This is a genomic window from Methylobacterium sp. yr668, from assembly GCF_900116245.1.
Classification (GTDB): Bacteria; Pseudomonadota; Alphaproteobacteria; order Rhizobiales; family Beijerinckiaceae; genus Methylobacterium.
On sequence record NZ_FOZY01000002.1, the window covers coordinates 109244 to 132957 of the forward strand.

The 23714-nt window shown below is 73.1% G+C and carries 25 protein-coding genes; 14 read left to right on the forward strand and 11 right to left on the reverse strand.

The window, feature by feature from the left end:
* Window positions 1-22: 22 nt before the first annotated feature.
* Window positions 23-556: a hypothetical protein gene (locus tag BM419_RS03030; RefSeq protein ID WP_042671766.1), complete on the reverse strand. Its 534-nt coding sequence runs from the start codon at window positions 554-556 to the stop codon at window positions 23-25.
* Between the two features lie 146 nt (window positions 557-702).
* Here BM419_RS03030 and BM419_RS03035 point away from each other — a divergent pair, with 146 nt between their 5' ends.
* Window positions 703-2091: an aminotransferase gene (locus BM419_RS03035; RefSeq protein WP_091681337.1), complete on the forward strand. Its 1389-nt coding sequence runs from the start codon at window positions 703-705 to the stop codon at window positions 2089-2091.
* 63 nt (window positions 2092-2154) lie between these two features.
* Here the strand turns inward: BM419_RS03035 and BM419_RS03040 are convergent, their stop codons facing one another.
* Both BM419_RS03040 and BM419_RS03045 read right to left on the reverse strand, forming a co-directional pair.
* Window positions 2155-3477, reverse strand: a complete 1323-nt coding sequence (locus tag BM419_RS03040) for an HlyC/CorC family transporter (RefSeq protein WP_020093653.1) — start codon at window positions 3475-3477, stop codon at window positions 2155-2157.
* 60 nt (window positions 3478-3537) lie between these two features.
* A complete protein-coding gene (locus BM419_RS03045) occupies window positions 3538-5046 on the reverse strand; it encodes a hypothetical protein (RefSeq protein ID WP_244540692.1) in 1509 nt (502 codons plus the stop codon).
* Between the two features lie 288 nt (window positions 5047-5334).
* Between BM419_RS03045 and BM419_RS03050 the strand changes: the two genes are divergently transcribed.
* From BM419_RS03050 to BM419_RS03080, 7 genes are all read left to right on the forward strand, one after another.
* The gene (locus BM419_RS03050) at window positions 5335-5733 is read left to right on the forward strand and encodes a DUF3775 domain-containing protein (protein ID WP_042671771.1); all 399 of its coding nucleotides are present in this window, start codon (window positions 5335-5337) and stop codon (window positions 5731-5733) included.
* Between the two features lie 24 nt (window positions 5734-5757).
* Complete coding sequence (locus BM419_RS03055) at window positions 5758-7047, forward strand: App1 family protein (RefSeq protein WP_091924897.1); 1290 nt, start codon at window positions 5758-5760, stop codon at window positions 7045-7047.
* A gap of 124 nt (window positions 7048-7171) precedes the next feature.
* A complete protein-coding gene (locus BM419_RS03060; protein ID WP_091924898.1) occupies window positions 7172-8284 on the forward strand; it encodes an alpha/beta hydrolase in 1113 nt (370 codons plus the stop codon).
* A 149-nt stretch (window positions 8285-8433) separates the two neighbouring features.
* The gene (locus BM419_RS03065) at window positions 8434-8691 is read left to right on the forward strand and encodes a hypothetical protein (protein ID WP_020093648.1); all 258 of its coding nucleotides are present in this window, start codon (window positions 8434-8436) and stop codon (window positions 8689-8691) included.
* A gap of 55 nt (window positions 8692-8746) precedes the next feature.
* Window positions 8747-9916, forward strand: coding sequence for an MFS transporter (locus BM419_RS03070; protein ID WP_091924900.1), 1170 nt, complete (start codon window positions 8747-8749; stop codon window positions 9914-9916).
* Between the two features lie 65 nt (window positions 9917-9981).
* Window positions 9982-12171, forward strand: coding sequence for a primosomal protein N' (locus BM419_RS03075; protein WP_042671779.1), 2190 nt, complete (start codon window positions 9982-9984; stop codon window positions 12169-12171).
* 177 nt (window positions 12172-12348) lie between these two features.
* Window positions 12349-12711, forward strand: a complete 363-nt coding sequence (locus BM419_RS03080; RefSeq protein ID WP_020093645.1) for a SpoIIAA family protein — start codon at window positions 12349-12351, stop codon at window positions 12709-12711.
* 6 nt (window positions 12712-12717) lie between these two features.
* On the opposite strand, the gene BM419_RS03085 is transcribed toward BM419_RS03080, so the two are convergent.
* The 6 genes from BM419_RS03085 to BM419_RS03110 form a co-directional block, all read right to left on the reverse strand.
* Entirely contained in the window at window positions 12718-13107 is a 390-nt protein-coding gene (locus tag BM419_RS03085; protein WP_020093644.1) for a hypothetical protein, read from the reverse strand.
* Between the two features lie 499 nt (window positions 13108-13606).
* On the reverse strand, window positions 13607-13813 hold the full coding sequence (locus BM419_RS03090) for a Trm112 family protein (protein WP_020093643.1): 207 nt from the start codon (window positions 13811-13813) through the stop codon (window positions 13607-13609).
* Between the two features lie 12 nt (window positions 13814-13825).
* Window positions 13826-14491 (reverse strand): LON peptidase substrate-binding domain-containing protein, encoded by a 666-nt coding sequence (locus BM419_RS03095; protein WP_020093642.1) that lies wholly within the window; start codon window positions 14489-14491, stop codon window positions 13826-13828.
* A gap of 49 nt (window positions 14492-14540) precedes the next feature.
* Window positions 14541-15455, reverse strand: a complete 915-nt coding sequence (gene trxA / locus BM419_RS03100) for a thioredoxin (protein ID WP_091924902.1) — start codon at window positions 15453-15455, stop codon at window positions 14541-14543.
* Window positions 15456-15537: 82 nt separating this feature from the next.
* Window positions 15538-16005 (reverse strand): hypothetical protein, encoded by a 468-nt coding sequence (locus BM419_RS03105; RefSeq protein ID WP_091924904.1) that lies wholly within the window; start codon window positions 16003-16005, stop codon window positions 15538-15540.
* A gap of 164 nt (window positions 16006-16169) precedes the next feature.
* Window positions 16170-17147, reverse strand: a complete 978-nt coding sequence (locus tag BM419_RS03110; RefSeq protein ID WP_091924906.1) for a glutathione S-transferase family protein — start codon at window positions 17145-17147, stop codon at window positions 16170-16172.
* Between the two features lie 213 nt (window positions 17148-17360).
* Here BM419_RS03110 and BM419_RS03115 point away from each other — a divergent pair, with 213 nt between their 5' ends.
* The gene (locus tag BM419_RS03115; protein WP_042671783.1) at window positions 17361-17585 is read left to right on the forward strand and encodes a hypothetical protein; all 225 of its coding nucleotides are present in this window, start codon (window positions 17361-17363) and stop codon (window positions 17583-17585) included.
* Here the strand turns inward: BM419_RS03115 and BM419_RS03120 are convergent.
* On the reverse strand, window positions 17579-18547 hold the full coding sequence (locus tag BM419_RS03120) for an alginate O-acetyltransferase AlgX-related protein (RefSeq protein WP_091924907.1): 969 nt from the start codon (window positions 18545-18547) through the stop codon (window positions 17579-17581). The two genes, BM419_RS03115 and BM419_RS03120, sit on opposite strands and share 7 nt — an antisense overlap.
* A gap of 72 nt (window positions 18548-18619) precedes the next feature.
* Between BM419_RS03120 and BM419_RS03125 the strand changes: the two genes are divergently transcribed.
* The 5 genes from BM419_RS03125 to BM419_RS03145 all read left to right on the forward strand — a co-directional run bounded on the left by BM419_RS03125 (window position 18620) and on the right by BM419_RS03145 (window position 22954).
* Window positions 18620-19753 (forward strand): SPL family radical SAM protein, encoded by a 1134-nt coding sequence (locus BM419_RS03125; protein ID WP_348273188.1) that lies wholly within the window; start codon window positions 18620-18622, stop codon window positions 19751-19753.
* Window positions 19754-19779: 26 nt separating this feature from the next.
* Complete coding sequence (locus tag BM419_RS03130) at window positions 19780-20298, forward strand: 2'-5' RNA ligase family protein (RefSeq protein WP_091924909.1); 519 nt, start codon at window positions 19780-19782, stop codon at window positions 20296-20298.
* A gap of 31 nt (window positions 20299-20329) precedes the next feature.
* Complete coding sequence (locus BM419_RS03135) at window positions 20330-21088, forward strand: phosphatase PAP2 family protein (protein WP_020093634.1); 759 nt, start codon at window positions 20330-20332, stop codon at window positions 21086-21088.
* Between the two features lie 102 nt (window positions 21089-21190).
* Window positions 21191-21559, forward strand: coding sequence for a PilZ domain-containing protein (locus BM419_RS03140; protein WP_091924912.1), 369 nt, complete (start codon window positions 21191-21193; stop codon window positions 21557-21559).
* Window positions 21560-21643: 84 nt separating this feature from the next.
* A complete protein-coding gene (locus tag BM419_RS03145) occupies window positions 21644-22954 on the forward strand; it encodes a Gfo/Idh/MocA family protein (RefSeq protein ID WP_091924915.1) in 1311 nt (436 codons plus the stop codon).
* 6 nt (window positions 22955-22960) lie between these two features.
* Here BM419_RS03145 and flgH read toward each other — a convergent pair whose 3' ends face one another.
* A complete protein-coding gene (gene flgH / locus BM419_RS03150; protein WP_020093631.1) occupies window positions 22961-23710 on the reverse strand; it encodes a flagellar basal body L-ring protein FlgH in 750 nt (249 codons plus the stop codon).
* Between the last annotated feature and the right edge of the window lie 4 nt (window positions 23711-23714).

Sequence of the window (23714 nt, forward strand, 5' to 3'; positions counted from 1 at the left end):
CGGGTCCGGCCGGTCGCCCGGTTCAGGCCGGCACTTTCCGGACGTCGAAGCTCGGGCCCTGGGGCGTCATCCGGTCGGTGGTGACGATGCGCTCGTCGGCGCCGACGATCCCGAGGCTGACGTCGCGGTCCGGCAGGATGACGGTGGTGCTCTTGTTGACGTGGACCAGCACGTGCCGGCGCAGGGGCACCGAGGCCACGGCCCAGCGCCTGAGCTGCCCGTAATAGGGTTCGCGCCGCCACGCGTTCGCCTGTCCGGGATCGACCTGCACGTTCATGTTGCGGGTGAGCGGATCGAGGCTCAGCACCATCTTGGCGCGGTCCGGCTTCCATTCCGGGCCGAGCCATCCCTCCGTCATCCAGAGGCAGTGGAAGGCCCGGCAATGGTCCGGGCGGGTGGCGTGGATGGCGCAGCCCTGGCCGGCCTTCGTATGGCGGCACCACTGGCCCGCGACGCTCTCGACCGCGGGCACGTCGTAGACCTTGCAGCACAGCGTGCAGGCGCCGCAGGCGCGGCCGGGGGCGGGTTGGGCGACGTAGGCTTCCGGGTTGAGCATCGGTCGGGCGCGGCGAGGGGCGGTGCTGGAGTAGCGCTGGCGGCATGCGTCCGGCAACGGCCGGACGCGGTTCCTCCGGGCTACCTGACGGGGCATCGGGTCGGTAGTGTGGCGGCGGTCACCCGCGCACGAGGACCTTGCGAACCATGCTCTCGAACCTCGCGACCCGCGACGTCGAAACCCTCCTCCATCCCTACACCAACCTGTCGACGCACCGACAGACCGGCCCGCTGGTGCTGGAACGGGGCGAGGGCGTGCACGTCTACGACACCGAGGGACGCTCCTACATCGAGGGCATGTCCGGCCTGTGGTGCACGGCGCTGGGCTACTCCAACGCGGAGCTCGTGGAGGCGGCCCGGGCGCAGATGGCGCGCATGCCCTTCACGCACCTGTTCTCCGGCCGCAGCCACGATCCGGGCATCGAGCTCGCCGAGACGCTGAAGGAGCTGATGCCGGTCCCGACCTCGAAGATCTTCTTCACCTCCTCGGGGTCGGAGGCCAACGACACGCAGGTCAAGCTGACCTGGTACTACAACAACGCCCTGGGGCGGCCGCAGAAGAAGAAGATCATCGCCCGCCAGAAGGGCTACCACGGCGTCACGGTCGCGAGCGCCTCGATGACCGGGCTCGCCGCGAACCACGCCGACTGGGACCTGCCGCTGCCGGGCTTCCTGCACGTCTCGCCCGCGCACCACTACCGGGGCGCCGAGCCGGGCGAGACCGAGGAGGCCTACTCGGCGCGCCTCGCCGCCGAGCTGGAGGAGACGATCCTGCGCGAGGGGCCGGAGACGGTCGCGGCCTTCATCGCCGAGCCGGTGATGGGCGCGGGCGGCGCGATCGTGCCGCCGCGGGGGTACTTCGCGGCGATCCAGGCGGTGCTGGCCAAGTACGACGTCCGCTTCATCGCCGACGAGGTGATCTGCGGCTTCGGCCGGCTCGGCACGTGGTTCGGCAGCGAGGCGCTGGGGGCCCGGCCCGATTCGATCTCCTTCGCCAAGGCCCTGACCTCGGCCTACATGCCGCTCGGCGGCGTGAGCATCGACGAACCGCTCTACGAGGCGCTGATCGGCCAGAGCGAGAAGATCGGCACCTTCGGCCACGGCACCACCTATTCCGGGCACCCGGTGGCCGCCGCGGTGGCCCTGAAGGCGATCGAGATCTACCGCCGCGACCGGGTGATCGAGGGCGCGGCCGAGAAGGCGCCGCAGTTCCAGCGCCGCCTGGCGGCGCTCGCCGGGCACGACATCGTGGGCGAGGCCGGCGGCCTCGGGCTGATCGGCGGCCTGGAGATCGTCGCCGACAAGGCCAGCAAGCGGCAGTACGACCCGAAGAAGGGCGTGGCCGCCCGCTGCGTCGCCTTCGCGCAGGGCGAGGGGCTGATCGTGCGGGCGCTCGCCGGGGACCGCGTCGCCGTCTGCCCGCCGCTGATCATCGCGCCGGACGAGATCGACGCCCTGTTCGACCGGCTCGGACGGGCCCTGGACCGGACCCGCGACTGGATCCGCGCCGAGGGGCTGGAGGCGATGCCGGGCTGAGGACCGCCCCGCGCGCGTCGCGGCGCGGGCGCGGACCCTGGCCGCGGCGGTCGCCTGCCGCCGTCACACCGCGTCGCGCGACGCGTCCGGCAGCGCGGCCGCCTGGAGCCCCGCCGCGGTCAGCGGCGTGATGCGGAGCGTGGTGATCCGGTTCTTGGCCTTCCGCAGCACCTGGAAGCGGAAGCCGTGGAAGTTGAAGGCGGTGCCCTGGTCCGGGATGGTCCGCGCCTCGTGGATGACGAGGCCGGCAATGGTGGTCGCCTCCTCGTCGGGCAGGTCCCAGTCCATGGCCCGGTTCAGGTCGCGGATCGGCACGCCGCCGTCCACGTTCACCGACCCGTCCCCCTGCGGGCGCACGCCCGAGACGGTGACGTCGTGCTCGTCGGCGATGTCGCCGACGATCTCCTCCAGGATGTCCTCCAGGGTCACGAGCCCCATCACCTCGCCGTACTCGTCGACCACGAGGGCGAAGTGGGTCTTCTTGGTCAGGAAGGCCTTGAGCTGGGCGCGCAGCGACGTCGTGCCCGGCACGAACCACGTCTCCAGGGCCAGCGCCTCGACCTTGAGGCCGGAGGCGTCGCCGCCCGCGGCGTCGAGCGCCCGCAGCAGGTCCTTGGCGTGGAGGACGCCCACGATGTTCTCGGGCGTGCCGCGCCACAGCGGCATGCGGGTGTAGGGCGAGGCCAGCACCGCCCGGACGATGTCCTCGGAGGGCTGGTCGGCGTCGATCGCACGCATCTTCGTGCGGTGGACCATCACGTCGGAGACCGACAGGTCCGACAGGTCGAGGAGGCCGCCCAGCATGTCGCGCTCGGCCTTGGCGACGCCGCCCTCCCGGTGCATCAGCGCCACCTGCCCGCGCAACTCCTCGGCGGCGGTGAGGATCGACTGGTGCTCGCCGATGGTGACGCCGAACGGTTTCAGCATCACCCGCACGACGTGCTCGATGGCGATGGCCAGCGGGCCCATCAGCGCCACCGCGAAGGCCACCGGGCGGGCGGTGAGCAGGGCGGCCTTGTCGGGTTTGGAGATCGCCAGCGTCTTCGGCAGCACCTCGGCGAAGACGATGACCAGCACCGACATGCCGACGGTCGCGTAGATGACGCCGCTCTTGCCGAACAGCGCCGTGAGGACGCTGGTGGTGAAGGCCGAGGCGCCGATCGCCACGATGTTGTAGCCGATCAGCATCGCGCCGATGAAGCGCTCGCGGATCGCCAGGATGCGGTTGACGATCGCGGCGCGCGGGTCGCCCGCCTGCTCCAGGGCGTGCATTCGGGCTCGCGAGGCGGCCGTGAAGGCCGTCTCCGCGCCCGCGAAGAAGGCCGAGAGCAGCAGCGAGATCGCCACGATGCTCGCGGCGAACCACAGGTCGATATGGGTTTCCATCGGGTCCGTCAGGCACGCCTCGCGCGGCTTGTCGGCCGCCCATATAGCGCCTCCTGCGACTTATTGCGCGCCGATCGGGCGCACCGTCCACGTCCCCCAGTAGACGGGCCGCCCGTACAGGCTCGAGGCGTCGCGCCCGGAGGCGGTCGGGGCGAGCCGGTCGAGCCAGGTCAGGAAGCCCGCCTTGTTCGGGTAGATCGCCGGCGTGTCGAGGTTGCCCTCCGCGTCGGTCATCCAGAAATGCGCGCTGCGGTCGTACCGGCCGCTGCCGTCGCCCCCCGAGCGCAGCCCGAGATAGGCGGCGGAGCGGCCCGCCTCCACCGGATCGGCGTAGAGCTTGAGGGCGCCGATCCCGTCGAGGTTCAGGTCGGCCGTGTATTGCAGGCAGATATCCGCCACCGGACCGCCCGGGGCGTTGGCGGGCCGCTGGCACGTGTAGGAGACCGCCCAGCGCGGCATGCCCTTGGCGCGGGCCACCCGCACGAGGGTCCCGGACGGCAGCGGCCCGGCGAGCTTGCGCGCCGTCGACCAGACCTTCGGCCCCGACAGGTCCTGCGCGGTGCGCAGGAACAGCCCGGTGCGGCGCTTCTCGGGGGCGAGGCCGCAATCCTCGGGCAGCACGTCGGTGTAGACGTAGTGATAGGTGCGGTCGACGACGCTGATCGAGCCGGCGAGTCCGTGGGTCTCGAAGGCCGGCGCCGTGCAGGCCGACGTGACCGGCTTGCCCGCCTCGTCGACCACTGCGGCGGGTACGGGCGGGTCGGCGCGCCGGCCGCGGCCGGCGCCCGCCTCGAACGGCGTCCAGGCCAGCCCGTAGCCGTCGGCGGTGCGGGTCCGGATCTCGAAGGTCTGGAAGTCGAGGGTGCGCGCCTCGATCTGGACGCGGCGCCGGACGTCGGCCGGGCCCGTCGCCGGCGCGTCCGGTTCCGCCCGCCGGCGCCGACGCCGGCCGCGGCGCTCGGGCTCGGCCGCGTCGCCGCCGGTGACGCCCACGCGCTCCTGCCCGAGCAGGAAGACGTAGCTGTAGGCCTCGCCGGCCCAGGTCCGGCCCGTCACGGCGATGGGGTCGCGTGGGCCGATGCCCTCCGCGGACGGCGTCGGCTCGGACCAGCCGCGCGTCCGCGCGCGCTCCTCCGGCAGGTCGACCCAGAACCGGTCGGCCGAGGGCGGCAGCGTCGTGACCAGGGCCTCGAAGGTGCGGCCGGTGCGCAGGGCGCCGCCGTCGCGGCTGTCGGTGGCGCGCCGCTCCGGGCACGGCTCGTCCCGGCGGGACGCCACCGGTGTCTGGCCCTGGAACACGGCCTGGAGCGGGCCGGGCGCCTCGGAGCGGGCGAGCCGCAGGATCTGCACGCCGCGCACGAAGGCGCAGGGCGCCGGCGCGATGAGGACGCCCTCGGCCTCCGAGCCCTCGCGGCAGATCTCCAGCGCGCCGCCCCCGGTCAGGAAGCAGCTCGGGGCGCTGCCCTCGTAGCCCGCGGGCCGGGCCTCGGCGGGGCGGGTCCCGATCAGCGCGGATCCGGCCAGCGCCGAGAGCGCCGCGAGGGCCGCGAGGCGCCTGCCGGAGCGCATGCCGGAGCGCCGGCCCGAGCGCCGGGACGCGGCGTCGCGTGCAGGGGGAATGACGGTATCGGCAGGCGATGTCGTGGCAGTCTTTGTAGAAATCACGTCTATCGCCGATGTCGATCCGGATGTCGGAACAGTCTCGCAGCCTCTAACTCACGGTCGCTGAGCCGGAAAGTGGCGCGGACCACGCAAGCCCCCTTCGATGGGGACGGGGCGAACCCGGCGCCCGCTCGCCCGTTGTCGCGGCTTGAGGGCCCCGCTGGCCCGACCCTTTCAGCGCCCGGAGATCAGCGCATGGACATCGCCGTCGAAACCGTCACCGACATCGTCACGCGGCTGCGCGCCATCGAGGTGAAGGAGGGCAACACCGACCCGGATTCGGGTTCGAACCCGATTGACGACGGCGCCACCGACGTCCTGGTCTCCGGCACCGACGACGCCACCGAGTCCGAGGTCCGCGGCCTGATCGCCGGGCTCGACGACGATTCCCGGGCCGAGCTGCTCGCCCTCCTCTACGTCGGTCGCGGCGACATGGAGCCGGAGGAGTGGAGCGAGGCCGTGCGCTTCGCCCGCGAGCGCGAGGCCGCCGGCGAGGGCGCCGCGCGGGAACTGCTGGGCTCTCCCGACGCCGGCGACCTCCTGGAGGAAGGCCTCGACGCGATGGGGCTCAGCCCCGAGCTGCCGCAGGCCTGAGCGCCCGGACGGGGGCCGGTCGCCATGGCCTCGCGCGCGCGCAGGGGCGCCGCGAAGGCGCTGCGGGTCCTCACCCGGCCGGTCCGCCGCGCGCAGGGGCGTGGCGGCAAGGGCCGGGGCGGGCTCGTGGTCGAGCCCTACCGTGGCTACGGGTCACGGGACGAGGTGTTCCTGATCGGCCGGGTCTTCCGGCAGTCGCCGGGGATTCCCGGCGAGGATCCCGAATCCCTTCGAGCGCAGTGGCGCGACCTGCGCCGCCGCATCGCCCGGCGGACGATCGCCGGCGCGGGCATCACCGCCCGGTTCGGCGACGATGCCGTGCGGGTCGAGACCGACCGGGACGGCTATTTCCGCGTGCACCTGCACCCGCGCACGCCCCCGGCCGAGACGGGTGACTGGCACGCGGTCGATCTTCTCCTCGATGCCGATCCGCCGATTCCCGCCGAGGGCGCGGTGTTCATCCCGCCCGACCGCTGCCGCTGCGTCGTGGTCAGCGACATCGACGACACGGTCATGCGCACCGGTGTCGCCAACAAGCTGAAGATGCTCTGGCGCCTGTTCGTGGAGGATGCCGAGAGCCGGGTCGCCTTCCCGGGCGTCGCCGCCCTCTACCGCGCCCTCCACGCGGGCGCCGGCGGCGGCGAGGGCAACCCGATGCTCTACGTGTCCCGCGCGCCCTGGGGTCTCTACGAGATGCTCTCGGAGTTCTTCCAGCGCCACGGCATCCCGGCGGGCCCGGTGCTGTTCCTGCGGGAATGGGGCCTCTCCTGGACCCACCCGCTGCCGCGCCGGGCCACCGACCACAAGCACGCGCTGATCCGCCACATGCTCGCCCTCTACCGCGACCTGCCCTTCGTGCTGATCGGCGACAGCGGCCAGCACGACCCGGAGGTCTACGCGCAGATCGTCGAGGAGAATCCCGGGCGGGTGCTGGCGGTCTACATCCGCAACGTGTCCCGAGGCTCCGCGCGGGTGGAGGAGATCGTCCGGCTCGCCGGCGCCGTTGCCCGGGCCGGATCGAGCCTCGTGCTCGCGGCCGACAGCGTCGCCATGGCCGAGCACGCGGCCGCCATCGGGCTGATCGCCCCCGGGGCGGTGGCCGGTGTCGCCGACGAGCACGCGGCGGCGGCCGAGACCGGGCCGCGCCGGGAGACCGCCCGGATCACGCCGGAGCCGTCGGGCGTCGCCGACGCGGCCGAGGACCCGATCGGGCCGGAGGCGATCGCCGAGGCCCTCGCCGGCGACGGCGCCGTGCCGGCGACCCTGGTGGTCGAGCCGGAGACGCCGGCCGCGCTCCCGCGGCTCGGTGCGTGAACGCGCGGCCGCGATCGTCACCCGGGCGGCTGTCGCGGGCCGCCCGCTCCGATAGGTATCGGCCGAGCGCGGCCGGCACCCGCCGAGACGGGTCGCGGAACGGGCTGCCACGGGAGGAATCGAGATGCGCTTGAGCCTGTCCGCGCTGCTGATGATCGCCTGCGGCACCCAGGCCGCCATCGGGCAGGCCGCGCCCGCGGAGCGGGCCGTGCCGCGCTTCGCGCAGTTGGAGGTCGAGATGGGCGCGGCCAACGCGGCCCCGGGGCCGCGGACGCTGCCGGCCAAGGTCGTGCCGGTCCCCGACACGACGAGCCCGCAATTCCGCACCGCGGTGGCGGCGCCCTACCGGGTGCCGGCCTGGAACGCGAACCCGCCGGACGCCGCGGCCTGGAAGGCGCTGGTCGACAAGCTTGCTGCCGCCGGAGCCGCCACCCTGCCGGCGCTCCGCGAGAAGCTGGGCGTCACCAGCGAGGCCGCGGTGATCGGCGGCGTGAAGGCCTTCGTGATCCAGCCCCGGCAGATCCCCGAGGCCAACCGCGACCGGCTCCTCCTGCACATCCACGGGGGCGGCTACGTCTACAATCCCGGCGAGGCCGGAACGCTGGAGGCGATCCTGATGGCCGGCCTCGGCGGCTACAAGGTCATCTCGGTGGATTACCGCATGCCGCCGGACGCGCCCTACCCGGCCGCCATGGACGACGCGACCGCCGTGTGGCGGGCCATGCTGTCCATGCAGAAGCCGCGGAACATGGCGGTGTTCGGCACCTCAACGGGCGGCGGCATGACGCTGGCCCTGATGCTCCGCGCCAAGGCCGAGGGGCTCGCGCTGCCCGCGGCGATCGGCCTCGGGACGCCCTGGTCGGACATGACCGAGACCGGCGACAGCTACCGGACCAACGAGTGGCTCGACAACGTGCTCGTCAGCTATTCCGGCTACCTGACGCCGGCCGCCAAGCTCTATGCCGCCGGCCGCGACCTGAAGGACCCGCAGCTCTCGCCGATCTACGGCGACTTCGCCGGCCTCCCGCCCGCGATCCTGGTCACCGGCACCCGCGACCTCTTCCTGTCGAACACGGTGCGCACCCACCGGAAGCTGCGCGCCGCCGGGATCGAGGCGTCGCTGCAGGTGTTCGAGGGCATGTCCCACGCCCAGTACCTGTTCACGCCGGACGCGCCCGAAACCAGGGAAGTCTTCGGAGAAATGGCGCACTTCTTCGACGATCATCTGGGTCGCTGAGGCGCGGCGGCGCGGACTCGCGCGGAACTCGTGCTCACGAAATGGTGCAATGCAGCATCTCGGTGGAGAGGGTTCACATCCGGGCCGCGATGCCTAGGTTCGGCCCCTCCCAGCCGGTCCACGCTCCTCGAGCCTCCTGGAGGCCATCCGTGCAAACCTACACCCTCGCCATCGCCGACGGCGTCCTGTTCGCCTGCCTGCCCGACGAGGCCGACATCTCGGCCGCGATCACCGACGCGACCGCGACCAATTACGGGTTCGGCCTCAGCCTCGACATCGTCCGCGGGGCGACCCTGACCGACGCGGCCCGTCCCGAGGACGAGGTCGTGTGGCAGGAAGGGCCCGACAGCGAGCTGCTCGACGCGCAGGGGCGGCGCTACCGCTACGCCGTCCGTCGACCCTGCTGACGAAAGCCCGGCGCGGACCTGACGCCGGGACGCCCGCCGGTGCTACGCTCCGCCGATGGAGCGGCAGGCGACAGGGGCGGGACGGTGGGGCGGGCTCGCCCGATTCCTCGTCCTCTACGCGGCGCTCTACGGCGCCTACGGCGTCCTGTCCCCGGTCCTGCCCGGCTTCCTCGCCGCGCGCGGCCTGACGCCCGGCGAGATCGGCCTCCTCCTCGCCTCTGCTGGCGCCCTGCGCCTCGGAGTTGGGCCCCTGGCCGGCGCCTTCGCCGACCGCCACCGGGCCGGCCGATCCGTCCTGGCGGCGAGCCTCGCGCTGGCCGGGCTCAGCGCCCTGTCGCACCTGCCGGGCACCGGGCTGGCGCAGCTGATCGGGCCGGCGCTCCTCTACGCGGCGGGCACCGCGGCCCCGGCGCCCCTCGCCGACGCGCTGGCCCTGGCCGCCGCGCGCGGCGGCGCGGCGTTCCAGTACGGCTGGGTCCGCGGCGCGGGCTCGGCCGCGTTCATCGTCGGCACCGCCGCGGCCGGCTGGCTGATCGGCCTCCACGGCCTCGCCGCCGCCCTCGTGGCGAGCGGCGGCCTGTTCCTGGCCGCCGGCGCGGCCGCCCTGGCCCTGCCCGCCGCTCCTCCGGGCGGCGCGGCCGAGGCCGGGGCGCCGTGGCGCGGCTTCGCCGCCCTGGTGGCCCTGCCGCGCTTCCGCCGCACGGTGCTGGTCGCCGCCCTGGTGATCGGCGCGCACGCGATGCACGACGGCTTCGCCATGATCCTGTGGCGGTCCGCCGGGATCGCGGCGACCACCGCCGGCCTGCTCTGGTCGGTCTCGGTGGCCGCGGAGGTCCTGGTCTTCCTGCTGGTCGGCCCGCCCCTGCTGGCGCGGATCGGCCCGGCGACCGGCGTCGCGGTGGCGGCCTGCGCGGGGGGGCTGCGCTGGGCGGTGCTGGCATCCACGACCGCGCTTCCCTGGCTCGCCGCCGCCGAGTCCCTGCACGGGCTGAGCTTCGCCCTCCTGCACCTCGCCTGCCTGGGGCTCATCGAGGCATCGACGCCGGCCGATCTCCGGACGACCGCGCTGGCGCTCTACGGGACGCTGGGCCTCGGCCTGTCGGGGGTGGCCACGACCCTGGCCTCCGGGGCGCTCTACGGGGCGTTCGGCGCTTCGGCCTTCTGGGCCATGGCGGCGCTGAGCCTCGCGGCCCTGCCGCTCGTGCCGGCGCTGCGGGATCGCTGAAGCGGCGGGTTCTTTTCCCGCGCCTATGGTACGGACCCGGAACGGACCCGCCCGAAAAGCCCCGCATGCCCGCCGTCGCCGAGATCCTGATCCCGCTCGCCCTCGATACGCCCTACAGCTACGTGGCGCCGGCCGGGCTCGATCTCGCCCCGGGCGACGTGGTGCAGGTGCCTCTCGGCCCGCGCGAGATCGTCGGGGTGGTCTGGGGCGTCGCCGAGACGCCCGGCGGCTCGAACCTGCGGCCCGTGACCGGCCGCCTGCCCTACCCGCCCCTGTCGGAGCCGCTGCGCAGCCTCGTCGACTGGATCGCCCGCTACACGCTGGCGCCGAAGGGCTCGGCGCTCGCCATGGTCCTGCGGCTGCCCGACGAGGCGGCCGCCGGCGAGACCGCCCGCGTCGCCGTGCGCCTCACCGACAAGCCCCCGTCCCGGCCGACCCCGGCCCGCACCAAGGTGCTCGCCGCGGCGGCCGACGGCGCCCTGCGCGGCAAGAGCGCGCTCGCCAAGGAGGCCGGCGTCTCGCTCTCGGTGGTCGACGGGCTGATCGACGACGGCGTCCTCGAGACCGTCGCGGTCGAGCCGGAGCCGGTCGCGCCGCGGCCCGACCCGGACTTCCCGCGGGCGCCGCTCTCGCCCGCGCAGGCCGAGGCGGTGGCGGCCCTCGTCGCCCCCTTCCCGTGGGACCGGCCGCAGCCGCGGGAATCCGACGATCTCCGCCCGGTCCTGCTGGAGGGCGTCACGGGCTCCGGCAAGACCGAGGTCTATTTCGAGGCGGTGGCCGCCTGCGTCCGGGCCGGGCGGCAGGCGCTGATCCTGATGCCCGAGATCGCCCTGACGGCGCAGTTCCTCGACCGGTTCGCCGCCCGGTTCGGGGTCCGGCCGGCGGCGTGGCATTCCGGGATCGGCGGCAAGCGGCGCGAGCGCCTGCGCGCCGCCGTAGCCGAGGGCGAGGCGCTCGTGGTGGTCGGCGCGCGCTCGGCCCTGTTCCTGCCCTTCGCGCGGCTCGGCCTGATCGTGGTCGATGAGGAGCACGAGACCGCCTACAAGCAGGAGGACGGCGTCCATTACCACGCCCGCGACATGGCGGTGGTGCGCGGGCGCCTCGAGGGCTGCCCGGTCGTCCTGACCTCGGCGACGCCCGCGATCGAGACCCGCGTCAACGCCGCGCGGGGGCGCTACCGGCACGTCCTGCTCCCCGAGCGCTTCGGCGGCCGGCGCCTGCCCGACATCGCCGCGATCGACATGCGCCTCGACCAGCCCGAGCGCGGCCGCTTCCTCAGCCCGCCGCTGGTCAACGCGGTGAAGAGCACCCTGGAGCGCGGCGAGCAGGCGCTGCTGTTCCTCAACCGCCGGGGCTACGCGCCGCTGACCCTCTGCCGCGCCTGCGGCCACCGCTACCAGTGCAAGAACTGCTCGACCTGGCTCGTGGAGCACCGGTTCCGCCGGGCGCTGGTCTGCCACCAGTGCGGCTACGCGGAGCGCCGGCCGGAGGCCTGCACCGAGTGCGGGACCTTCGACAATCTCACCGCCTGCGGGCCCGGCGTCGAGCGGATCGCCGAGGAGGCGGCCGAGATGTTCCCGGACCGGCGCATCGTCGTCCTGTCGAGCGACTTTCCCGGCGGCGCCGAGCGTCTGCGCCAGGAACTCGAGGCGGTAGCGGCCGGGGCGTGCGACGTCGTGATCGGCACGCAGCTCGTGGCCAAGGGCCACAACTTCCCGTTCCTGACCCTGGTCGGCGTCCTCGACGCCGATATCGGCCTGACTTCGGGCGACCCGCGGGCGGCGGAGCGCACCTTCCAGCTGCTCCAGCAGGTCACAGGGCGCGCAGGACGCGGCGAGAAGCCCGGGCGCGCCCTGGTCCAGACCTACCAGCCGGACCACCCGGTGATCGCGGCGCTCCTCTCGGGCGACGCCGAGCGCTTCTACGCGGAGGAGATCCAGGCCCGCGAGGCGGCCGGCCTGCCGCCGTTCGGGCGGCTCGCGGCCCTGATCGTCTCGGCGAGCGAGCGCGAGGTCGCGGAGGCGCACGGGCAGGCGCTCGCCCGCGCCGCCGAGCCGCCGGAGGGCGTGATGGTCCTGGGCCCCGCCGAGGCGCCCCTCGCCCTGGTGCGCGGCCGCTACCGGTTCCGGCTGCTCGTGAAGACCGAGCGCAACGTCGATCTCCAGGCCTACCTGCGCGCCTGGATCGCCCGGGGACCGAAGGTGCGGGGCAACGTCCGGGTCGCCATCGATGTCGACCCGCAGAGCTTTTTGTAGGAGACTTCGCGGGCCTCCCGGTTTCGTGAACGCCGGTTCGCCGTCGGGAGGCACGTCAGAGCGAGGGTCCGGAGCCATACCGGTTCGTCCCGCGATCAGGTATGGCTCAGGTCACGGGCGGCGGACCCTGGTCGGAGACCGGCTACGGGACGCATGCGGTTCCCGGAGGAGCGATCAGTGCTGACCTACACCAAGACGCCGGATTCGAATGTCGCCGAGATCGTGGTCGACGGGAAGATCACCGACGAGGAGATGAACGCGGCGATGACCGCGATGAAGGCCGACCTCGACAAGGGCGGCAAGATCAAGCTGCTCGAGGACATCCGCGCCTTCGAGGGCATGGAGCCGGCGGCCTTCTTCAAGGACCCGCGCTTCGGCATCTCGATGATGAAGAGCATCAGCCACGTCGCCCTGGTGACGGACGCGCCCTGGCTGAAGGCGCTGGCCGAGACCTTCAACTTCGTGTCGCCGACCCAGATCAAGGTGTTCGAGCGCGCCCGCATCGACGAGGCGCGGAGCTGGCTCGCCGCGGCCGCCTGAGCGACCTCAATCGGCCTGCGCGGTGCGGGTGTCGCTGCGCCGCGCGGTCCAGTGGCCCGAGCACAGGGACGACACCTTCCAGGTGCCGGCGCCGCTGCCGGCCTGGAGTCGGCCGGTGCCGGTTCCGCTCGCCGTCCCGTTGCTGACCGTGATGCCGACGCTGCCGTCGGGCCGCACGTGGCCGTTGACCTGCGCCCCGGCGCTGCCGGAAATGAGCTGCACCTGCCCCTCGCGGATCGCGAGCGCGTAGGTGTAGCGGGCGCTGCACAGGCCGCTCTCCGTCACCAACTCCACCGACCACCGCCCGTTATGCGCGCTCGGCCCCGCGCTGGCGGGCAGGCACGTCGGGAGGAGAAGGCCGGCGGCGAGGGCCGCGACCGCGGTCAGCTTGGTCATGCGATGCAATCTTTCAGCGAAGCGGACACCGCCGGAAGCGGCGTGCACGGTCAGAATCATCGATCGAGGATGACTCGACGCTGAACGATGGAAGCGGCAAGAGTATGGCTGCCTCCCGCCTGTTCAAGATAGATTACGGCCGACAGTCCCCCGGCCAATAGTCAAGCTCGTTGCGGGCGATGCTGTTGGCTGATCTGCCGACCGGAGCGTCCAAGTCTCCGCTCATCACGGAGGAGACGGAGGCGGCCGAGGTCCTGCTCGCGCATGTCGAGGATCGCCGCGCCCGCGGGAGGGCGCCCGCGAAACCGCGGCCGACCCTGTCCGCGCGGGAGAGCCTCGGGCGCCTCGGGGCGGGCCGGCGATTGCGCAACCGGCCTCGATCGGGCCGGGCGGGATCCACGATCGGATCCGTCGGCGGGCGCGGGCAGCCGACCAGCGCGCCGCACCGCCCTCTCGGTTGTGACGGGCCGCGCGGGACGGCCGGAGCGACTCGCGGTGCTCAGTCGGTGAGCGGCCGGGCTTCCTCGGGCAGCATGATCGGGATCCCGTCGCGGATCGGGTAGGCGAGCTTCGCCGAGCGGCTGATCAGCTCCTGCCGGGCCGAATCGTATTCCAGGGTGCCCTTGGTGAGCGGGCAGACCAGGATCTCCAGGAGCTTCGGGTCGACGCGGGTCGCCTCGACGGGGGCGGTGAGATCGTTGGACATCGGTGGGGCAACCTATTGCATCGGCGACTCGGGGCCCGAGCCGCGAACCAGTTCCATCTGCGTGACCGCGATCAGGATCTCGGCCCGGGTCTTCAGGTCGGGAGCCTCCAGCATCGCCTGCTTCTCGCGCACGCCGAACGGGCTCATCATGCACAGGGCGTTGACCAGCGCCTCGTCGGGCGCCTCGTCGATCCCGGCCCAGTCCACCTTGAGGTCGTTCGACTCCACGAAATCGCGCAGCGCCTTGAGGACGCCCTCGCGGTCGACCTGCTCCTCGCCCGCCCGCGGCTCGAAGTCCACCGCGAACTCGTCGTAGGAGACGTGGCAGCGGCGATAGGGGCCGATCGAGGCCAGCTCGCTCTCGACCCGGAACCGGGTGACGCCGGTGAGCGAGATCAGGTACCGGCCGTCGCCGGTCTCGGCGTACTGGGTGACGCGGCCCGCGCAGCCGACGCGGTAGAGCTTCGGATTCGATCCGCCCGACCCTTCCGGGTCGGGCTGGATCATCCCGATGATCCGGTCCGTCCGCATGGCATCGTCGACCATCGCGAGGTAGCGCGGCTCGAAGATGTTGAGCGGCATCTGTCCCCGCGGCAGCAGCAGCGCGCCGGACAGCGGGAAGACCGGGATCACGGCCGGGCAATCCGCGGGGCCCTTGTAGCTCGCATGGGTGCTCATGGCGCCTCCCAGAGGGGCCGATCGGTGGGCCGGCGCGCGAGCCGGTGCCTCACGAGAACAGAAGTGCCGAGAGCTTGCGCCGGCCGCGGATCGTGTCGGGGTCCATCACGCCCCAGGCCTCGAAGAACTGCAGCAGCTGCTTGCGCGCACCGTCCTCGTTCCAGTCCTTGTCGCGCTTGCGCAGCTCGATCAGGTGATCGACCGCCTGGCCGCGCTCGCCCCGGGCGGCGAGCCCGAGCGCGAGGTCGAACCGCGCCTGATGGGCGTCCGGGTTGGCCTCGACCTCGCGCTGCAGGCCCGCGAGGTCGCCCAGCGACGCCGCCTGCTCGGCGAGTTCCAGGGCGGCGCGGATGCCGACGAGCGCCGGGTCGCCGGCCTTCGCCTCCGGAACCATCGCCAGGACGCGCTTAGCGTTCTCGATCTCGCCCGCGTCGAGCTGCATCTTGGCGAGGCCGGCCAGCGCGGTGACGTTATCGGGCTGCTGCTCCAGCACCGCCGCGTAGATCTCGGCGGCGCCGGCGAGGTCGCCTTCCTGGATCAGGGCCGCCGCGTCGGCGAGGGCCGCCTCCAGCGGGTCCTGCTGCGGACCGGCCACGCGCGCGATCAGCTCCTTGATCTGGCTCTCCGGGACCGCGCCCATGAAGCCGTCGACCGGCTGGCCCTTCTGGAAGACGATGACCGCTGGGATTGACTGGATGCCGAGCTGACCGGCGATCGAGGGATGCTCGTCGATGTTCATCTTCGCGAGGACGACCGCGCCCGCGGCTTCCCGGACGACCTTCTCCAGGACCGGCGTGAGCTGCTTGCAGGGCCCGCACCAGGGCGCCCAGAAATCGACCAGGACCGGCCGGTTCATCGACTCGGCGATGACATCCTGACGGAAGCTCGCGGTGGTCGTGTCCTTGATGAGGGAGCCGGTGTCGCCGGTTGGGGTACCGCCCGCGGCGAGGGTTTCGTTGAGCATCGGTCTGGCTTCGGAACCTTTTTCGTGGAGCGCCTTAAATGGGGCTTCCGCCCCGGTCTGACCAGCCCGGAGGGCCGGATCCTCAGCGCGGCGGCGCGGCGGCCGGCGCGCCCGCCGCCGCCTTGGCGGCGGTCACGAAGGTGCCGGCGAAGGGACGCCCGTCGGCGGTGCTGGCCTCGCAGGTGATCGCGGTGCGCCCGGCTTCCGGGGTCGAGAAGCGGCAGGCGCCGATCGCGAGGATCGGGGCGCCGTCCTTGCCCGTGGTGACGACGTTGATCGGCTGCAGCGGATCGGTCTCCTCGGTGGCCTCCTGCTGGGCGCCGTTGCCGCTGAAGCTGAGGGTCTGGCCGTTGGAGGTCGTGAAGTCGAAGCTCGTGCGGTTGCGGCTCACCGCGTTCGTCAGGACGTTGCTGCAGGCCGCGCTCAGGTCCTGCGTGCCGATGACGAGCTTCTCGCAGGTCCCTTCCAGCCGCAGCGCCGCCTGGGCGCGGGCCGCGGAGGGCAGGCTGACGAGGGCGCAGAGCAGCGCGAGGCGCAGGCTGTTGGTCATGGCGTGTCGGGCATCCTCCGGTTGAGAGCCGAACTAGGCGCGCCGCGCACGCCGTCGAGGGGCACGGCCCCCGGACCGGCGCGACGGGAGGTGTGTCGCGGACGCGCCGGACGCCCGCAACTCACCCGCACGGGCGCGGAAGGGACGCCGGGCGGGGCGGCCCGCTAGCACGCGAACCGCAGGGCCCGGTCGTTCGGCGCGGCGAGGTCGAGGTCCGGCCCGAGGGGCACGATCCCCGTCGGATTGATGGTCGGATGGCTCTCGTAATAGTGCCGCTTGATGTGGGTGAGGTTCACGGTCGGCGCGACGCCCGGCAGCGCGTAGAGGTCGCGGAGGTAGTTCGACAGGTTCGGGTAGTCGGCGATCCGGCGCCTGTTGCACTTGAAGTGCCCGACATAGACCGCGTCGAACCGCACCAGCGTCGTGAACAGCCGGATGTCGGCCTCGGTCAGCCGGTCCCCGCAGAGGTAGCGGCTCCGGTCGAGGCGCGCCTCGAGCGCGTCGAGTTCCGCGAACAGGGCCTCGAAGGCCTGGGCGTAGGCCTCCTGCGTGGTCGCGAAGCCCGCCTTGTAGACGCCGTTGTTCACGCGGTCGTAGACGCGGCCGTTGACGGCGTCGATCTCGGCGCGCAGGTCCGGGGGATAGAGGTCGGGGCCGGTGCCCCCGAAGGCGTCGTTCAGCATCCGCAGGATCTCGGCGGATTCGTTCGACACGATGGTGGCGCGCTCCCGGTCCCAGAGGGTGGGGACGGTGACCCGGCCGCTGTAGGACGGGTCCGCCGCCAGGTAGACCTCGTAGAGGCGCCGGGCGCCGTGGATCGGGTCGGGCGTCGCGCCCGGCGTGTCGCCGAAGACCCAGCCCTCGGCGCCCATGTGCGGGTCGACCACCGAGACGGAGATCGCGTCCTCCAGCCCCTTCAGCGTCCGGCCGATGAGCGTGCGGTGCGCCCACGGACAGGCCAGGGACACGTAGAGATGGTAGCGCCCCGGCTCGCCGCGGAAGCCGCCCGCGCCGGAGGGGCCTGCCGACCCGTCGGCGGTGACCCAGTTGCGGAAGGCCGAGGCCTTGCGCTCGAAGCGGCCGCCCGTCGCGGCGGTGTCGTACCACTGGTCGCGCCAGATGCCGTCTACGAGGAGGCCCATCGTCGTCTCCGCCTGTCCGAGAGGTCCGACCGAGATGGGCCTCGCGCGGTCGGTGTGAAGGGACGCGTCCGCCCGCGAACGCCACGCAAGGCAGGCCTGCGCCCGCCTGTCTGTTGCGGTGCAGCAAAGTCCGCCATGTCTCGCGTCACCCACCCGTCGCCGTGCGCGTGCCGCAGCTGCCCGACCCGGTGGGGGATCGATGGAGGTGATGTGATGTCGTTCGCGCTGGTGCCCGTCGCCGAGGCGGCCCTGTTCACGTTCGGGTGCCTGGTGATCCACGCCCTGCGGCGCCACGCCGACGTGGTCACCGCGACGCTCGCGTGCCTCGCGACGCTCCTCGTCCTGATGATCGGCATCGCCTGCGCGCCGGAATCCTTCGCGAAGTATCAGGCGGCGAGCGTCGCCGACTTCGCCCGCCTGGATCAGGCCATCTACTGAGGCTTCGCCCCGCGGCCGACGGCGTCGAGGCCGCCGGTCCGGAGCTTCGCGAGGCGGCCGCCGGTCCCGCGCTGGCCGGCGACGGCCACGTCGAAATCGTCCTTCGGGAGCTTGGCGAGGAAGCGCTCGGCGATTTCGAACAGAAGGATGTCGGCGCGGATCCGCTCGATATAGGCCCAGTCGAGGCTCGACGACCAGACGAAGTGCACCTCGCTGAAGCTCTCGGCGAGCAGCCCGGTCAGCAGGAACGGGTCGAAATGGGCGCAGGAATCGCCGAACAGGACGAGCCGGCGCGGATCGGCCGCCGGTGACGCGTTCCGGTAGACGACATGCGCGCCGACATGCACCTCCCGGTCGCGCCCTTCCGCCTCGTAGGCGGCGAGCAGCGGCCCGGTCTCGACTCGCGACGCGTCGCGCTGCAGCATGAACCGTTCCAGGCGCTCGCGCGGCCGCTCCGGCAGCTTCTCGCCGAGATCCATGAGCTGGTCCGAGACGATGCCCGGACGCGCGCCGATGTCGGCCGGCGGGATCGCCCCGAGCGCCCGCATGATCGCGCGGTAGGCCAGCAGGCAGCCCTGCGCGGTCCAGTGCGTGTCGGTGCGCAGGTAGAGCGGCACCGGCCCGTTCCGGGCGGCGCGGAGCGGGGCGAGGAGGTCGAGATAGGCCGGATGCCGGGCGAGGCTGCGGGCCAGCCGCCGGGTCGAGGCCTTGCCGGGGGCGTAGCGCAGGCCGTCGGTCTTGTCGTCGTAGACCGACAGCTTCTCCGGCACGATCACGTGCAGGCAGCGGATGCCGAGGCTCTCGGCCCGCCGCGCGCGGGCCTTGATCAGCCGTGTCCAGCCGCGCAGCAGCAGCCAGTGCCGCAGGCCGCCGCGATACCGGTCCATGACCCGGTTGGTCCCCCCCGTGAGGAATAACCAGCCGTCGCGGCCGACATGTACGCTCTCCCTGCCTGCAGACATGACGGTGCTTTAGCCGCACCGCGAGCGGGCGACTAGGCCGGACCCGGCACCGGGACCGCGCGTTCGTCAGGCATGACGCCCTCCCCTGCCCCGGCCGTCCAGACCCGCGATCGCCCGGAGCTGCCCGGCGGCCCGGAGCCCACCCGCCCGGCGCGGCTGTGGCGCCCGCGCCGCGTGCTGGTGATGCCCGCCGCCCTGGAGCATGCCCACGGGCGCGCCATGCTGGCCCGCGCCGAGGCGCTGGGCCTGCCGGTGGAGCGGCTGGCGTCCAACCGCCTGCCGAGCCCGCGCGAGCCGGATCCGCGCCGCGCCTACGCGGCCGCCAAGGCGACCCTCGCGCTGACGGTCGCCCCGCCGACCAAGCTGCGACTGCAGCCGATCCCGCCCTCGGCCGACTGGCGCTTCGACCTCGCCGAGGGCTGCCCGGCCCATTGCCAGTACTGCTACCTCGCGGGCTCTCTGTCCGGGCCGCCGGTGACCCGCGCCTACGCCAATCTGGCGGCGATCCTCGACACCCTCGCGGACTATGCGGGGCGCGGCGCGGTGACGTCGGCCTCCGCCGAGCGGGCGCGGGAGGGGACCACCTTCGAGGCGTCCTGCTACACCGATCCCCTCGGCATCGAGCACCTGACCGGCTCGCTCTCGGCGGCGATCCGGCATTTCGGCGCCTGGGACGCGCCGGTGCAGCTGCGCTTCACCACCAAGTTCGCCGCGGTCGAACCGCTCCTCGACCTGCCGCACAACCGGCGCACGCGCATCCGCTTCTCGGTCAATCCGCGGGCGGCCGCGCATTACGAGGGCGGCACCGATTCCCTCGACGCGCGGCTCGCCGCCCTGGCGGCGGCGGCGCGGGCCGGCTACCCGGTCGGCCTGACCGTCGCGCCGATCCTGCCGGTCCCGGATTGGGAGGACGCCTATGCCGGACTGATCCGCGCCGCCGCCGACGCGCTGGCCGGCGTGCCCGATCTCGACCTCACCGCAGAGCTCATCACCCACCGGTTCACGCCGGGCTCGAAAGCGGTGCTGCGCGGCTGGTATCCCGGCTCGGACCTGCCGCTGGACGAGGCGGAGCGCGTCGAGAAGCGCACCAAGTTCGGCTCGGTGAAGCACGTCTTCCCGAAGCCCCTGATGCAGGCGATGCGCGCCCATCTCACCGCCTGCCTCGCCCGCGACCTGCCGGCCGCGCGGATCCTGTACTGGACCTGAGCGCCCGCGGGCGCCATCTGGCCCCGATGACCGACGCGGACCCCCTGATCCTGACGCTCGCCTTCGACGAACCGACTTTCGCGCGGTTCGACGGCGAGCGGCGCCGCCACTTCCCGGAAGCCCTGAACCGCATCCCGGCGCACGCGACCCTGTTCCACCACCTGCCGGGCGACCGGGAGCGGGGCGTGATCGAGGCGATCACCGCCCTCGCCCGCACGGTGCCGCCGCCGGAGGTCGCGGTGACCGGCCTGCGCTTCACCGGCCGCGGCGTCGCCTACGCGCTCGACTCCGACGCGCTGGCGCGCTTCCGGGGCCGCCTCGCGCAGGAATTCGCGGCCCACCTCACCGCCCAGGACCGGCAGGGCTGGCGCCCGCACGTCACGGTGCAGAACAAGGTGTCGCCGGACACGGCCCGGGCGCTGCACGCCGACCTGTCGGCGGGGTTCGTGCCGTTCCGGTTCACCGCCCCCGGCACCCTGCTCTGGCGCTACCGCGGCGGCCCCTGGGACGCCGTCGCCCGCCTGCCCTTCGGAGAGAATGCCTGATGGATGTCGACGCGCACCGGGAGACCGCGCCATGAGGGCGCCGGGCAACCTGCGGCAGAACCGGCTGATCGAGCCCGCGATGGCGGTCTGGCTGCGGTTGCGCCTGAACGAGGTCGGTCCCCTCGTCGCCCTGCTCTGCCTGAGCATCCTCGGCTACGGGTTCTTCTACCTCGCCCACGAGGTCGGCGAGGGCTCCACCGCGGCCCTCGACCGGCGGATCCTGCTCGCCCTGCGCAACCCCGCCGATCTCGCCGACCCGATCGGGCCGCCCTGGCTCGAGGAGGCGATGCGCGACATCACCGGGCTCGGCAGCGTCTTCACCGTGCTGTTCCTGACCTGCGCGGTGGCGGCCTATCTCGGCGTGTCCGGGCGCCGACGCATCGGTCTCTACGTCCTCGCCGCGGTGGGGAGCGGCGAGCTGGTCTCGACGGTGCTGAAGATCTTCTACCATCGGCCCCGGCCGGACCTCGTGCCCCACGGCATGGAGGTGTTCACGGCGAGCTTCCCGAGCGGCCACGCCACCATGTCGGCGATCGCCTACCTGACCCTGGCGACCCTGATCGCCCGGATCGAGCGCAACCGCCGCGCCAAGGCGCTGGTCCTGGCGCTCGGGGTGAGCGTGACGCTGCTCGTCGGCATCAGCCGCATCTATCTCGGCGTGCACTGGCCGAGCGACGTCCTGGCCGGCTGGTGCATCGGCGCCGCCTGGGCGTCCCTGTGCTGGTTCGTCGCCCTGCAGCTGCAGCGCCGCGGCGAGGTCGAGGCGCCCGACCCGCCGCCGCCCGCCTGAACCTGCTGTTAAGGTAAACAGACGGTTAAGGTGGACGGGCGGGGGCCGTTTGGGCTGGATGGCGGTTGTCCCCGCAACCGAAACCGTCAGGGTCAGACGATCGTGGTCGAGCGCCGCCGCACTGCCCGACGCCGCGTCTGTCTGGGCGGGCGGCTGCGCGTCGCGGCCTTCCTCCCGGAGATCGACTGCACGGTCCGCGACGTGTCCCTCGACGGGGCGCGGGTCCGGCTGCCGGCGGAGGCCGTGCTCCCCGACAGCGTCGAGCTGTTCATCCCCTGTCGCGGCGGGACCCGGCGCGCCTTCGTGGCCTGGCGCGCGGGCGAGTCGGTCGGCCTCGGCTTCGCCGAGACCCGCGCGGCGACGGAGCCCGAGGCGGTCGCGCGCCGGCTCGCCGCCAGCGAGGCGGAGGTGGCGCGTCTGCGCGCCGCGCTCCTCGACGGAAACAGCCCGGAGCTGGGTCGCGTTCACTGAGGGCGCGGTCCCGCCATCCGGCGGCTCCCGGCGCGGGCGGCGCCCCGGGCGCGGCCCTCCCGATCCGGCGACACGGCGAGGCACATGGCGGACGACACCCGGCTCTCACGACGCACTCTCCTCGCGGCCGGGGGCGCCCTGGCCGGCGCCGCGGCCGGCGGCGGCGCGCAGGCCGCCCCGCCGGCCGCCCCGCCGGCCCCTTCGGTCCCGGCCGATACCGGCGCCGTGCAGGGCGGAAAGGTGATGTTCCCGAACTGGCGCGGGCCGGGCGACCGGCCGCCCGCCCCGAGCCCGGCGCCGCAGCCGCCGGGCCAGCGCGTCGGCTACTGCGTGGTGGGTCTCGGGCGCCTGAGCCTCGACGAGATCCTGCCGGCGTTCGGCGAGAGCAAGCGCGCCCGCCTCGCGGCGGTGATGTCGGGCTCGCCCGACAAGGCCAAGCTCGTGGCGCGGCAGTACGGGCTGCCCGACGACGCCGTCTACGGCTACGACGCGTGGGATCGGCTGAAGGCCAACCCCGACGTCCAGGCGGTCTACATCGTCACGCCGAACGGCGTGCACCGGGACAACGTCGTGGCGGCCGCCGCGGCCGGCAAGCAGGTGCTCTGCGAGAAGCCGATGGCGGTGACCTCGGACGAGTGCCGGGAGATGATCGCGGCCTGCGCGAAGGCCGGCGTCAAGCTGATGATCGCCTACCGGTGCCAGTACGAGCCCCACAACCGGGCCGTGATCAAGCTCGCGCGTTCGGGCGAGTTCGGCCGGCCCCGGCTGATCCAGGCTTTCAACGGCCAGACCACCGGACTGCCGGAGCAGTGGCGCCTGCGCAAGGCGCTGGCGGGCGGCGGCTCGCTGCCGGATATCGGGCTCTACTGCCTGAACACCGCCCGCGCGGTTCTCGGCGAGGAGCCGAACCTGATCCAGGCCCAGATCTACGCGCCGCCGGACGATCCCAAGTACCGCGAGGTCGAGGAGACGGCGAGCTTCACCCTCCACTTCCCGTCCGGCGTGATCGCCCAGTGCCTGACGAGCTACGGGGTCTACGAGGCGCGGAGCCTGACCCTGCACACCGGGACCGCCTCCGTCGATCTCCAGAACGCCTTCGCCTACCAGGGCCAGCGTCTCTACATCGGCCACCGCGACGGCAGGAACGCCGCCCGGGACGAGAAGGTCCTGAGCCCGAAGAACCAGTTCGCCCTGGAGCTGGACCACTTCGCGCGGTGCATCCAGGAGAACCTGCGGCCCCGCACCCCCGGCGAGGAGGGGCTTCAGGACCAGGTCCTGATGGAGGCGATCTACGAGGCCGCCCGCACCGGCGCGCCGGTCAAGGTCGGGCCGCCCCCCGGCGCGGGCTCCGGCCTCGACGTGACGCGCGGGCCGGAGCCGGAGGAGCCGTCCTGAGGTGCCTCAGAACGGCAGCAGGATGTCGACGAGCTGCTGGCCGTAGCGCGGCTGCTGCACGTCGGTGATCTGGCCCCGGCCGCCGTAGGCGATGCGCGCCTGGGCGATCTTGGCCGAGTCGATGGTGTTGTCGGACTCGATGTCCTCCGGCCGCACCACGCCGGCGACGATCATCTCGCGCACCTCGAAATTGACCCGGATCTCCTGCTTGCCCTCGACCACGAGGTTGCCGTTGGGCAGGACCTGGGTCACCACAGCGGCGACGTTCGTCAGGACGGACTCGGTGCGCTGGACCGAGCCGGCCCCGTCATTGGCCATGGCCGAGGTGGCGGAGAGCAGCGCGGTGCTTCCGACGCCGAAGGACTTGCCGACCGCGTTGTTCTCCAGGCCCAGGGCGTTGGGCAGGCCGAAGCTCTCGGTGTTGGCCCGGGAACGCTTGGTCTCGTTGCTGATGTTGGCCTGGTCGGTCACCTTGACCTTCACGGTCAGGATGTCGCCGAGCTTGGCGGCGCGCTGGTCCTTGAAGAAGGCGCGGGAGCCGGTGCGCCACAGCGAGTTCGGCGCGTACGAGACCGGCTGCACGTCCGGCATCGGCATCCGCACCGGCTTGTAGCCCGGCTGCGCGGTCGGGTCCTCGATCGCCGACAGCGCCGGGGTCAGGCCGACCTGCGAGAGGCGGTCGGCGGTGTTGCAGGCGCCGAGCGCGCCGGCGATCAGGGCGGCGGCGAGCGGGTTCAGGACGGTGCGACGGGCCATCGGG